The organism is Pseudomonas sp. P867 (genome assembly GCF_019891455.1).
Lineage (GTDB): Bacteria > Pseudomonadota > Gammaproteobacteria > Pseudomonadales > Pseudomonadaceae > Aquipseudomonas > Aquipseudomonas synxantha_A.
The window spans coordinates 260,954-272,650 of sequence record NZ_JAFLXB010000008.1 but is presented as its reverse complement, the minus strand read 5'-3'; the positions used below and the strand labels follow the sequence as shown (position 1 = coordinate 272,650).

General features: G+C 58.9%; 11 protein-coding genes and 1 pseudogene. 8 read left to right on the top strand and 4 right to left on the bottom strand.

What is annotated here, in order from left to right; translation table 11 throughout:
- Positions 1 to 328: 328 nt before the first annotated feature.
- From J1G33_RS17035 to J1G33_RS17000, 8 genes and pseudogenes are all read left to right on the top strand, one after another.
- Positions 329 to 1,405, top strand: a complete 1,077-nt coding sequence (locus J1G33_RS17035) for an ABC transporter substrate-binding protein (protein ID WP_005786727.1) — start codon at positions 329 to 331, stop codon at positions 1,403 to 1,405.
- A gap of 179 nt (positions 1,406 to 1,584) precedes the next feature.
- The gene (locus J1G33_RS17030; protein WP_032876984.1) at positions 1,585 to 2,391 is read left to right on the top strand and encodes an alkaline phosphatase family protein; all 807 of its coding nucleotides are present in this window, start codon (positions 1,585 to 1,587) and stop codon (positions 2,389 to 2,391) included.
- Positions 2,392 to 2,396: 5 nt separating this feature from the next.
- A complete protein-coding gene (locus J1G33_RS17025) occupies positions 2,397 to 3,233 on the top strand; it encodes an ABC transporter permease subunit (RefSeq protein WP_164699551.1) in 837 nt (278 codons plus the stop codon).
- Positions 3,220 to 4,020 carry an ABC transporter permease gene (locus tag J1G33_RS17020; RefSeq protein ID WP_032876990.1) on the top strand — a complete coding sequence of 267 codons (801 nt, stop codon included), beginning with the start codon at positions 3,220 to 3,222 and terminating at the stop codon, positions 4,018 to 4,020. The genes J1G33_RS17025 and J1G33_RS17020 overlap by 14 nt, the downstream gene beginning before the upstream one ends.
- A complete protein-coding gene (locus J1G33_RS17015; RefSeq protein ID WP_032876992.1) occupies positions 4,017 to 5,006 on the top strand; it encodes an ABC transporter ATP-binding protein in 990 nt (329 codons plus the stop codon). The genes J1G33_RS17020 and J1G33_RS17015 overlap by 4 nt, the downstream gene beginning before the upstream one ends.
- A gap of 33 nt (positions 5,007 to 5,039) precedes the next feature.
- Complete coding sequence (locus tag J1G33_RS17010; RefSeq protein ID WP_032876994.1) at positions 5,040 to 5,693, top strand: HAD family hydrolase; 654 nt, start codon at positions 5,040 to 5,042, stop codon at positions 5,691 to 5,693.
- 360 nt (positions 5,694 to 6,053) lie between these two features.
- Positions 6,054 to 8,135, top strand: coding sequence for a carboxy terminal-processing peptidase (locus J1G33_RS17005; RefSeq protein WP_228309648.1), 2,082 nt, complete (start codon positions 6,054 to 6,056; stop codon positions 8,133 to 8,135).
- Between the two features lie 180 nt (positions 8,136 to 8,315).
- A pseudogene (locus J1G33_RS17000) lies at positions 8,316 to 9,356 on the top strand (GGDEF domain-containing protein); the annotation flags it as partial.
- Here J1G33_RS17000 and J1G33_RS16995 read toward each other — a convergent pair.
- The 4 genes from J1G33_RS16995 to J1G33_RS16980 all read right to left on the bottom strand — a co-directional run bounded on the left by J1G33_RS16995 (position 9,353) and on the right by J1G33_RS16980 (position 11,644).
- The gene (locus tag J1G33_RS16995) at positions 9,353 to 9,724 is read right to left on the bottom strand and encodes a hypothetical protein (RefSeq protein WP_005786715.1); all 372 of its coding nucleotides are present in this window, start codon (positions 9,722 to 9,724) and stop codon (positions 9,353 to 9,355) included. The pseudogene J1G33_RS17000 and the gene J1G33_RS16995 sit on opposite strands and share 4 nt — an antisense overlap.
- The gene (locus tag J1G33_RS16990) at positions 9,721 to 10,059 is read right to left on the bottom strand and encodes a helix-turn-helix transcriptional regulator (protein WP_005786712.1); all 339 of its coding nucleotides are present in this window, start codon (positions 10,057 to 10,059) and stop codon (positions 9,721 to 9,723) included. The genes J1G33_RS16995 and J1G33_RS16990 overlap by 4 nt, the downstream gene beginning before the upstream one ends.
- Before the next feature lie 97 nt (positions 10,060 to 10,156).
- Positions 10,157 to 10,612 carry a DUF1232 domain-containing protein gene (locus J1G33_RS16985; RefSeq protein WP_005786711.1) on the bottom strand — a complete coding sequence of 152 codons (456 nt, stop codon included), beginning with the start codon at positions 10,610 to 10,612 and terminating at the stop codon, positions 10,157 to 10,159.
- Between the two features lie 291 nt (positions 10,613 to 10,903).
- The gene (locus J1G33_RS16980) at positions 10,904 to 11,644 is read right to left on the bottom strand and encodes an FKBP-type peptidyl-prolyl cis-trans isomerase (RefSeq protein WP_005786709.1); all 741 of its coding nucleotides are present in this window, start codon (positions 11,642 to 11,644) and stop codon (positions 10,904 to 10,906) included.
- Positions 11,645 to 11,697: the final 53 nt, after the last annotated feature.

Genomic DNA, 11,697 nt, shown 5'->3' with positions numbered 1-11,697 from the left:
CCAGCACCGTTCAGGTGCACAAATCGCGCTCTATCTGGGCTTTTGCTGCTGCGAGCCAGCCTAGGCATTACAGATGACCGACAGATGACAGCCGGCATCCGCCGCCTGCACCACACCCTGCAATACATCGGCCAAGTCCAGGGACTGCGGGCTGTTGGGCATGGTCTACGCTAAGTCTGAGCTGAGCGACACCCGTGCTTCAAAAACGACATCGACATGAAACTGTCATCCATCGGGCCTAAATTGGCTCAGGTATTGCTGACCTAGACCACACCCTCGCCAACGTTCGTATAAAACGCCGCGTGTAAAACGCCCAAAGGAGCTTCGGATGAAACAGCTTTTCCTGGCATCACTGTTAGGCTCGACCATTGCCATGTGCACCGCCGCCATGGCCGCTGATACCGATCTAAAAACCCTGGAAGCCGCCGCCAAGGCGGAAGGCGCCGTCAACAGCGTCGGCATGCCCGATGATTGGGCCAACTGGAAAGGCACCTGGGAAGACCTGGCCAAGACCTACGGCCTCAAGCACATCGACACCGACATGAGTTCGGCCCAGGAAATCGCCAAGTTCAAAGCCGAAAAAGACAACGCCAGTGCCGATATCGGTGACGTGGGCGCAGCCTTCGGCCCGATCGCGGTGAAGCAGGAAGTCACCCAGCCATACAAACCCTCCACCTGGGCGCAGGTTCCGGATTGGGCAAAAGACAAGGACGGTCACTGGGCCCTGGCCTATACCGGCACCATCGCGTTTATCGTCAACAAAAAACTGCTGCACGGCTCCGAAGTCCCGACCAGTTGGGCCGACCTGCAAACCGGCAAATACAAGGTGTCGGTGGGTGATGTAAGCACCGCAGCCCAAGCCTCCAATGCGGTACTCGCCGCCGCTATCGCCAACAAGGGCGACGAGAAAAACATCGCACCGGGCCTGCAGTTTTTCACCAGGATCGCCCAGCAAGGTCGCCTCTCACTGTCCAACCCGACCATCGCCACCATGGAAAAAGGCGAAGTCGAAGTTGGCATTGTCTGGGACTTCAACGGCCTGAGCTACAAAGCCAAGATGGCCAACCCGGATGACTACGTGGTGCTGATTCCATCGGATGGCTCGGTGAAATCGGGCTACACCACCATCATCAACAAATACGCCAAGCACCCGAACGCCGCCAAGCTGACCCGCGAATACATCTTCAGCGATGCAGGCCAACTCAACCTGGCCAAAGGCAATGCGCGTCCGATCCGTGCAGAAACCGACCTGAAGCTGCCGGCCGATATCGCCAAGAACCTGATCCCGGGCGAGCAATACACCAAGGCCAACCCGCAGCCGATCAAAGATGCCGATGCCTGGGAAGCGACGTCCAAGAAGCTTCCGCAGATGTGGAACGAGCAGGTCATCGTAGAGATGAAGTAATCGGTCTCTCTGATCGAAGTGCGGTCAGTGTGGGAGCTGGCTTGCCTGCGATAGCGGTCTGACATTCAACATTTGTGTCCACTGATACACCGCCATCGCAGGCAAGCCAGCTCCCACATTTGATCCGGTTTCAACCGAAAAAACGATATCTGCCCATCTGTCGCGGAGCCCCAGCCCCCATGAAGCACACTGTCATCCTTGTCGTGCTCGACGGCCTGAACTTCGAGGTCGCCCAGCACGCCATGGGACACTTGCAGGCCTACGTCGGCGCAGGACGCGCAGCCCTCTACAAACTGGAATGCGAACTGCCCGCCCTGTCCCGCCCGTTGTATGAATGCATCCTCACCGGCGTGCCACCGATTGACAGCGGCATTGTCCATAACAACGTCTCGCGCCTGTCCAACCAGCGCAGCATTTTCCACTACGCTACCGATGCTGGCTTGGCCACAGCAGCGGCGGCTTACCATTGGGTCAGCGAGTTATATAACCGCACGCCCTTTGTCGCCGCGCGTGATCGCCACACCGACAACAAGGCACTGGCGATCCAGCACGGGCATTTCTACTGGACTGACCACTATCCGGACTCCCACCTGTTCGCAGATGCCGAGAGCCTGCGGCTCAAGCACGCGCCCAACTTTTTGCTGGTGCATCCGATGAATATCGACGATGCCGGCCACAAGCATGGCCTCGACACCGCGCAATACCGCAACAGCGCCCGTTCGGCCGACATTATCCTGGCCGACTACCTGCAAGGCTGGCTCGACGCCGGCTACCAGGTGCTGGTCACGGCCGACCACGGCATGAACAACGACCGCTCTCACAACGGCCTATTGCCGCAAGAGCGCGAAGTGCCGCTGTTTGTCCTCGGTGACGCCTTCAGCCTGGATGCTGACGCCGCGCCGAAACAAACCGATCTGTGCGGTACCGTCTGCGAGCTGCTTGGCGTGCCGCACGACAAACCGGTGTGCCGGGAGTTGCTCAAGTGAATTCGATGACCCGCGGCAAATGGCTGGCCCTGCTGTGCCTGGTGCCCTTCGCACTGTTCTTTATCGTGTTCGAGATCGCGCCGCTGGTATGGGTGCTGATCAACAGCCTGCAAACCGAAGAGGCCGGTTGGGGCCTGGAAAACTTCACACGGATCTTCAGTTCGAAGTTCTACCGGCAGGCGATTCAGCTCAGCCTGGAGATCAGTTTCTACTCCAGCATCTTCGGCATCATCATCGCAACCCTGGGCAGCTACTCACTGCGACGGGTGGATTCGCCGCTGCGCAACTTCGTCACAGCGTTTGCCAACATGACCAGCAACTTCGCCGGCGTGCCCCTGGCCTTCGCGTTCATCATCCTGCTGGGCTTCAACGGCAGCATCACCATCATGCTCAAGCAGGCCGGGATCATTCAGGACTTCAACCTGTACTCCAAGACCGGCTTGATCATCCTCTACACCTACTTCCAGATTCCTCTTGGTGTGCTGTTGCTCTACCCGGCCTTTGATGCATTGCGCGAAGACTGGCGTGAGTCGGCTGCGCTGCTCGGCGCCAATGGCTGGCAGTTCTGGCGACATATCGGCTTGCCGGTGCTCACCCCTGCCCTGCTTGGCACTTTCGTAATCCTGTTGGCCAACGCCCTTGGCGCCTACGCCACGGTCTACGCCCTGACCACCGGCAACTTCAACGTGCTGCCGATCCGCATCGCGGGGCTGGTCTCTGGTGATGTGTCGCTGGACCCGAACATGGCCAGCGCCCTGGCCGTGGTACTGGTGGCGCTGATGACGGTGGTCACCGTGGTCCATCAACTGCTGCTCAAGAGGAGCTACCATGTCTCGCGCTGATGCCGGCCCGGCCTCCCTCTACCATCGGGTAGTGGTGTACCTGCTGTTCCTTATTCTGGTACTGCCGCTGATCGGCACCTTTGTCTACTCGATCTCCAGCAGTTGGTCGGCGACTATCCTGCCCGCCGGATTCAGCGTGAAATGGTACGTACAGCTGTGGAGCGACCCGCGCTTTCTGATGGCGTTCGGGCAATCGTTGCTGGTGTGTGTGGGCGCGTTGATCCTTTCGGTGGTATTGATTTTGCCGCTGCTGTTCGTGGTGCATTACCACTTTCCCAAGCTTGATGCGCTGATGAACATTCTGATTCTGCTGCCCTTCGCGGTGCCGCCGGTGGTGTCTTCAGTCGGTTTGCTGCAACTGTACGGTTCCGGGCCGTTGGCGATGGTGGGTACGCCGTGGATTCTGATCGGCTGCTACTTCACCGTGGCACTGCCGTTCATGTACCGGGCGATCACCAACAACCTGCAAGCCATCAACCTGCGCGACCTGATGGACGCCTCGCAACTGCTCGGCGCCAGCACCTGGCAAGCGGCGATCCTGGTGGTGCTGCCTAACCTGCGCAAAGGCCTGATGGTGGCATTGCTGTTGTCGTTCTCGTTCCTGTTCGGTGAGTTCGTGTTCGCCAACATCCTCGTCGGCACGCGCTACGAGACCCTGCAGGTGTACCTCAACAACATGCGCAACAGCAGCGGCCACTTCACCAGTGCCGTTGTGATCTCCTATTTCTTCTTTGTGCTGGTGCTGACCTGGGCCGCCAATATCTTGAACAAGGACAAAAGCCAATGAGCTTCGTCAGCGTCCAACATCTGCAAAAAAGCTACACCGGCACGCCAGTGTTCAGCGATATCAACTGTGAAATCGCCAAGGGCGAGTTCGTCACCCTGCTCGGCCCGTCCGGTTGCGGCAAGTCCACCCTGCTGCGTTGCATCGCGGGGTTAACCTCGGTAGACAGCGGCACAATCCTGCTGGATGGGCAGGACATCGTGCCCCTGAGCCCGCAGAAACGTCAGATCGGCATGGTGTTCCAGAGCTACGCGCTGTTCCCCAACATGACCGTGGAGCAGAACGTCGCGTTCGGCCTGCGCATGCAAAAGGTCAACGCCGACGACAGCCACAAGCGCGTGCAGGAAGTGCTGCAATTGGTTGAGCTAACGGAACTGGCCGGCCGCTATCCGCACCAGATGTCCGGCGGCCAGTGCCAGCGCGTCGCCCTCGCCCGCTCCCTGGTGACCCGCCCGCGCCTGCTGTTGCTCGATGAACCGCTGTCGGCATTGGATGCACGTATTCGCAAGCACTTGCGCGAACAGATCCGCCAGATCCAGCGCGAACTGGGGCTGACCACGATTTTCGTGACCCATGACCAGGAAGAAGCCCTGACCATGTCCGACCGCATCTTTTTGATGAACCAGGGCAAGATCGTGCAGAGCGGCGATGCCGAAACCCTCTATACCGCCCCGGTGGATGTGTTTGCCGCCGGTTTTATCGGCAACTACAACCTGCTCGATGCCGACAAGGCCAGCCAGTTGTTGCAACGGCCAATCAAGGGGCGCATTGCCATTCGCCCCGAGGCCATCGAGTTGAGCCGCAGCGGCGAGCTCGATGCGCTGGTGCGCAGCCACAGCTTGCTGGGTAACGTGATTCGCTACCGCATCGAAGCCCGTGGCGTGGAATTGGTGGTCGACGTACTCAATCGCTCGGCCGACGACCTGCACCCGGACGGCCAGCGCCTGGCACTTTCCATCGACCCCAGCGCCCTGTGTGAAGTAGCCTGACAGGCAGCGACCTATTGAGAGAGAACATGACGGATGGCATTGGTAATTTTTGATCTGGACGACACCCTGATCCACGGCGACTGCGCCACCCTGTGGAGCGAACAGATGGGCCGCCTGGGCTGGGTAGACCCTGAGTCGTTCATGCGCAGGAACAACGAATTGATGGACGCCTACAGCCGAGGCGAGTTGCGCATGGAAGACTTCATGGACTTCAGCCTGGAGCCGATGATCGGCCGCACCCCGGAAGAAATCGAGCATCTGGTGGAGCCGTGGGTTGAGGACGTGATCGAGCCGCTGATCTATAGCGACGCCACCAAGACCATCGCCCGCCACCGTGCGAATGGCGACCGGATCCTGGTGATTTCCGCCTCGGGCACTCACCTGGTCACGCCGATTGCGGCGCGTATCGGTATTGAAGAAGTGTTGGGGATTAACCTGGACGTCGGCCACGGCGTGTACAGCGGCAGCACCGTAGGCGTGCTGACCTATCGTGAAGGCAAGATCACGCGCCTGCTGGAATGGCTGGAGCAGGAAGGAGAAACGCTGGAGGGGGCGTATTTCTACTCGGATTCGCGCAATGACTTGCCGCTGCTGCTCAAGGTCGACCACCCGCAGGTGGTGAACCCGGACCCGGTGTTGCGCGCCCACGCCGAACAGGCCGGCTGGCCGATCCACCACTGGACCTGAATCAATAGAGATCAACCTGTGGGAGCTGGCCTGCCTGCGATAGCGGTGCAACAGTGAAGAATTCTTCATCTGGTGCACCGCTATCGCAGGCAAGCCAGCTCCACACTGACTGCATTTCAATCCAGGATTCGGTCAGGCTGTTGGCAATATGGACTACATCGAATGTAGGACTGGGTTCTTCTAACCCTCCACATGCCCCTCAACGCCTTGCAATGCTTTCACAGTGCCTCCATAGTGAGTCTGGACTGAGCCCGTAGCAGTAGCGTCGGGCTTTTTGCATTATGCGACCGGACCATATGGAACCGGCTCCCTCAAAGACGGCCTAATATGCGTTATCAATTGCCCCCGCGTCGAATCAGCATGAAGCATCTGTTCCCCAGCACCGCCCTCGCTTTTTTCATTGGTCTCGGCTTCGCGTCGATGTCGACCAATACGTTCGCAGCCAATAGCTGGGACAACCTTCAGCCTGATCGCGATGAGGTGATTGCCAGCCTTAACGTTGTCGAGTTGCTCAAGCGCCATCACTACAGCAAGCCGCCGCTGGACGACGCTCGCTCGGTGATCATCTACGACAGCTACCTCAAGCTGCTGGATCCGTCGCGCAGCTACTTCCTGGCCAGCGATATCGCTGAGTTCGACAAGTGGAAGACGCAGTTCGACGACTTCCTCAAAGGCGGCGACCTGCAGCCCGGCTTCACCATCTACAAGCGTTACCTGGACCGCGTCAAAGCGCGTCTGGACTTCGCTCTGGGTGAGCTGAACAAAGGCATCGACAAGCTCGACTTCACCCAGAAGGAAACCCTTCTGGTGGATCGCAAGGATGCCCCTTGGCTGACCAGCACGGCAGCGCTGGACGACCTGTGGCGCAAACGCGTCAAGGACGAAGTGCTGCGCTTGAAGATCGCCGGCAAAGAGCCCAAGGCCATTCAGGAACTATTGACCAAGCGCTACAAGAATCAGTTGGCGCGCCTGGACCAGACCCGTGCCGAAGATATCTTCCAGGCCTACATCAACACCTTCGCGATGTCCTACGACCCGCACACCAATTATCTGTCGCCGGATAACGCGGAAAACTTTGATATCAACATGAGTCTGTCCCTGGAAGGCATTGGTGCCGTCCTGCAAAGCGACAATGACCAGGTCAAGATCGTACGTTTGGTACCGGCAGGTCCGGCGGACAAGACCAAGCAGGTCGCCCCGGCAGACAAGATCATTGGCGTGGCCCAGGCCGACAAAGAGATGGTCGATGTGGTCGGCTGGCGCCTGGACGAAGTGGTCAAGCTGATCCGTGGCCCCAAAGGCAGCGTGGTGCGCCTGGAAGTGATTCCGCACACCAACGCACCGAACGACCAGACCAGCAAGATCGTGTCAATCACCCGTGAAGCGGTGAAGCTCGAAGACCAGGCGGTGCAGAAGAAAGTCCTCAACCTCAAGCAGGATGGCAAGGACTACAAGCTGGGCGTGATTGAGATCCCGGCCTTCTACCTGGACTTCAAGGCGTTCCGTGCCGGTGACCCGGACTACAAGTCCACCACCCGCGACGTGAAGAAGATCCTGACGGAACTGCAGAAAGAAAAAGTCGACGGCGTGGTCATCGACCTGCGCAACAACGGCGGCGGCTCCCTGCAAGAAGCCACCGAGCTGACCAGCCTGTTTATCGACAAAGGCCCAACCGTGTTGGTCCGCAATGCTGATGGGCGTGTCGACGTGTTGGAAGACGAGAACCCGGGCGCCTTCTACAAGGGGCCGATGGCGTTGCTGGTCAACCGTCTCTCGGCCTCGGCTTCAGAGATTTTCGCCGGCGCCATGCAGGACTATCACCGTGCGCTGATCATCGGCGGCCAGACTTTCGGCAAGGGCACCGTGCAGACCATTCAGCCGCTGAACCATGGCGAGCTGAAACTGACGCTGGCCAAGTTCTACCGGGTTTCCGGGCAGAGCACCCAGCATCAGGGCGTGCTGCCGGATATCGATTTCCCGTCGATTATCGACACCAAGGAAATCGGCGAAAGCGCACTGCCTGAAGCCATGCCATGGGACACCATCCGCCCTGCGATCAAGCCGGCGTCGGATCCGTTCAAGCCGTTCCTGACGCAGTTGAAGGCAGACCACGACACCCGCTCTGCCAAGGATGCCGAGTTCGTGTTTATCCGCGACAAGCTGGCCCTGGCCAAGAAGCTGATGGAAGAGAAAACCGTCAGCCTCAACGAAGCGGATCGCCGTGCACAGCACTCCAGCATCGAGAATCAGCAATTGGTGCTGGAAAACACTCGCCGCAAAGCCAAGGGTGAAGATCCGCTCAAAGAGCTGAAGAAAGAAGATGAAGATGCCTTGCCGACCGAAGCGGATAAAACCAAACCGGAAGATGATGCCTACTTGGCCGAGACTGGCCGGATCCTCCTCGACTACCTGAAGATCACCAAGCAGGTGGCCAAGCAGTAAATGATGGCAATTTAATGTGACCGCTCCACGCAGTGTCATCATATAGACATCATTCTGTCGTGAAATGAAAGGACCGCAGGCTTAACGCCTGCGGTCCTTTTTTTTCGATCGAGATCGCCATGACCGTGACCGAACCGCTGAATGCATTGGGCTCAATCCTGGCTCAAGGCAGTTTGCACACCGCAGGAAGCGCGCCTGATGTTGCCCAAGCCGGATAACACCACGACTGCCCTCAGCGATGAAGGCAGTGACCTCAGCGCCCTGCTGAACGAACAGCCAGCGGTGGATCAAGACACCGCCACGGCTCAAGTGCTGGAAGCGTTCCATCACCAGGCCAATCTCAATTCACTGGCGGTGCTGGATGGCGGCGGTCGCCCGATTGGAATTGTGCACCGACACTCGCTGTCGGACGCGCTGCTCAAGCCGTTCGCGACCGACTTGTTTGCGCGCAAACCGATCAGCCGATTGATGAGCGATGATTTCCTGGCGGTGGAGTTGAGCCAGTCCTTGCAACAGGTCAGCCGTTTATTGACCAGCCGCGCACGGCAGCGCATCGAAGAAGATTTCATCATCACGTTGAACGGTGACTATCTGGGCCTGGGCCGGGTGATCGACGTGCTCAAGCTGATCACCGAACTGAAAATCCAGCAGGCGCGCTACGCCAACCCGCTGACTTTGCTGCCAGGCAACGTACCGATCCAGCAATGCCTGGCTCGGCTGTTGCAGCAACAGCGCGAGTCGCTGATCTGTTATGTGGATATCGACAGTTTCAAGCCGTTCAACGATATCTACGGCTACGGGCGTGGGGATGAAGTGCTGCTGTGCCTGGCGCAATGCCTGAACGACCAGGTAGACCCCAGCCGCGACTTTGTCGGGCATATTGGCGGCGATGACTTTTTGCTGGTGCTGGGCCCGCAGGATTGGCGCAAGCGGCTCAACCAGTTGCTGGACGACTTCCATACCCAATGCCGACGCTTTTACCGCGCCGAGCACGTGGATGCTGGTTGCTTCGTGTCACTCAACCGTCAGGGCGTGCGCCAGGAGTTCGCCTTGCTATCGCTGTCTATCGGTGTGGTGCATCTGTATCCACAGGCCTGTGCGCAACTCGATGCCAGCCAGTTGGCAGAACTGGCCTCGCAAGCCAAGCACCATGCCAAGGACGTGGCCGGCTACAGCATCCATGTGATCGACAGCCTGGACATGTACTCAGCAGCGCTTTAAGCCTCGGCGGACTCCGGGTATTCGTACTCGAACACCCGCACCACTTCCGAAGCGTGCCAGGACGCAGCCGCCACGCCATCGGAGGGTCCACTGAAGCGCCCTAGACGCTCCACACACTCAAAGAACCCGGTACGTGGCAGGCGGCTGGCACCCTGGCTGATCACCAGGGAACTGCGCAGCGGCTGCTCGGCCTTGGCATCCAGCGCCGCCAGGTGCTCCAGGGCAGCCGCCAGGGTCTGCATGGCTGGCGTCGGAAATTGCAGGCGCTCAAGCAGCGCCCGGTACGTCAACAAATGGCGCTGGCGACGCGCCTGATCCAATTCGTTGAGCAACCCATCCCAGTGTTGACGGCTGATACGTAGGCTCAAGACTCATCCCTCCAACCTGCCACGCCCAATTCCCAGGCCAGGCTGCGGCGAATGGCGGCATCCGGCTGGCGTTCACCACTTTCAATCAAACCAAGGTACGAGGGGCTGATCCCCACCGTGCGTGCCAGGGTCTCGATAGCCAGGCCCTTGGCTTCACGCAGGCCGCGCAGGTCTGCGAGCGGTCGCAGGTCCTGGTCGATGGCGGCAGAGGCGGCAGGAGAAGAAGCGGGTGTAGGTGGCTGCTGACCGGCAGCTTTTAGCAGCGCCTGGTACTGGTCCCATGGCAACACCGCATATTCGGGTGCGCCATCGCGTGAAATGATCTGAATATCCATGACTGCCCCGTAGGATAAAAACACTTACTAAGTAAGTTCTTTCCTTAGAAGTGTAATCCTAACAGCCACGAAGGTCGCTGGGGGATCCCCGGCATCATTAGTTTTTTTGTGGGTTTTCCTGGGCCAGCAGCTCAGGCGTTGCAGGGAGGCGCTCAACCACCGCGAGTTTTTCCGGGCGTTGCGCATCCCGCCAGGCGCGAAAGGCGCTCAGTTCGCCGCTCAGGGTCTTCATGACCCATGCCAGAACCGCGATGTCGTCGAACATGCCGAACATCGGGATGAAGTCCGGGATCGCGTCAATCGGGCTCAGAAAGTACATCAACCCCGCCACCACCGAGATCAACGCCTTGGGGCTGATCGCTCGGTATTCGCCGCGCCAGTAAGCCAGGCAAAGGGCTTGGAGCAATTTGAGATCATCCTTGAGCTGGCCCAGGCGATTGCCCTGGCTTGAGCCTTTGGCCGCAACGGCAAACAGCAAGGTCGGCAAACGTCCACGGCCCAGCAGACGCGCGGCCATGGGCAGAAAACGGGTGAAGTTGAAGGGTGGTTTCATCAGGCACTCCAGTTCCAGGCGAGGTAAAAGGTTATCCACACAAATTGTGGATAACCTTGTGAACAGAGCCTGTTTTATCAGCTGAAAGCCACGGTCTATAAGGCTTACAGTCAGATCGGGCGTTTTTTGCGCACATAAAAAAAACCCAAGATTTCATTGACTTGGCCTGTATGTGCGGCTACCCGTGCTCGAGTCTTACATCAGACTGCGCGCAATGCTGCGGGTTCTATCGGATTTACCCAGAAACAACAACGCCCCGTCGAGACGGGGCGTTGTGTGTTCAGGCGCCGATTACTTCTTGGCGGCTGGTGCAGCAGGTGCGTCAGCAGCTTCTGCCTTGGCTGGGTCCTTGATGCCCAGCAGTTCCAGGTCGAATACCAGCACGGAGTTGGCTGGAATCGCCGGGCTCGGGCTCTGGGCGCCGTAGGCCAGGTCGGACGGGATGTACAGCTCGACCTTCTCGCCAACGTGCATCAGTTGCAGGCCTTCGACCCAACCCGGGATCACGCCGCTGACCGGCAGGTCAATCGGGCTGCCGCGATCCACGGAGCTGTCAAAGGTGGTGCCGTTGGTGAGCTTGCCGGTGTAGTGCACAGTCACCACGTCGGTTGGCTTGGGCTGTGCGCCGTCGGCCTTCTTCACGATCTTGTACTGCAGACCGGAAGCGGTGGTGACGACGCCGTCTTTCTTGGCGTTGTCTTCGAGGAATTTCTTGCCGGCAGCTGCCGACTCTTCGCTCATTTTGGTCATGCGCTCTTCGGCACGCTTTTGCAGCGCGGCGAAGGCTTCAACCAGCTCGTCATCTTTGAGCTTCTGCTCTTTCTTGCCGACAGCATCTTCGATGCCTTGGGCTACCGCTTTGGAGTCCAGGTCATCCATGCCTTCTTGGGCAAGGCTCTTGCCCATGTTCAGGCCGATGCCGTAGGAAGCTTTTTGCGCCGGGGTTTTCAGCTCTACGCTGGTCTGCGAATCACAACCCGCAAGTACCAGGCTAACCAGGGCCACCGCCGCCGCCAACCGATGCTGTTTCATGCTATTTCCTTGTTCATGCGCCAAAAGGGCATTCGAATAAAGTCGCGAGCTTA

What these genes read in the sequence shown, in the direction of transcription:
- J1G33_RS17030 (WP_032876984.1), top strand. Translation starts at nt 1,585, where the DNA reads ATGAAGCACACTGTCATCCTTGTCGTGCTCGACGGCCTGAACTTCGAG.
- J1G33_RS17005 (WP_228309648.1), top strand. Translation starts at nt 6,054, where the DNA reads ATGAAGCATCTGTTCCCCAGCACCGCCCTCGCTTTTTTCATTGGTCTC.
- J1G33_RS16990 (WP_005786712.1), bottom strand. Translation starts at nt 10,059, where the DNA reads ATGGATATTCAGATCATTTCACGCGATGGCGCACCCGAATATGCGGTG.
- J1G33_RS17035 (WP_005786727.1), top strand. Translation starts at nt 329, where the DNA reads ATGAAACAGCTTTTCCTGGCATCACTGTTAGGCTCGACCATTGCCATG.
- J1G33_RS16980 (WP_005786709.1), bottom strand. Translation starts at nt 11,644, where the DNA reads ATGAAACAGCATCGGTTGGCGGCGGCGGTGGCCCTGGTTAGCCTGGTA.
- J1G33_RS17010 (WP_032876994.1), top strand. Translation starts at nt 5,040, where the DNA reads ATGGCATTGGTAATTTTTGATCTGGACGACACCCTGATCCACGGCGAC.
- J1G33_RS16985 (WP_005786711.1), bottom strand. Translation starts at nt 10,612, where the DNA reads ATGAAACCACCCTTCAACTTCACCCGTTTTCTGCCCATGGCCGCGCGT.
- J1G33_RS17015 (WP_032876992.1), top strand. Translation starts at nt 4,017, where the DNA reads ATGAGCTTCGTCAGCGTCCAACATCTGCAAAAAAGCTACACCGGCACG.
- J1G33_RS17020 (WP_032876990.1), top strand. Translation starts at nt 3,220, where the DNA reads ATGTCTCGCGCTGATGCCGGCCCGGCCTCCCTCTACCATCGGGTAGTG.
- J1G33_RS17025 (WP_164699551.1), top strand. Translation starts at nt 2,397, where the DNA reads ATGACCCGCGGCAAATGGCTGGCCCTGCTGTGCCTGGTGCCCTTCGCA.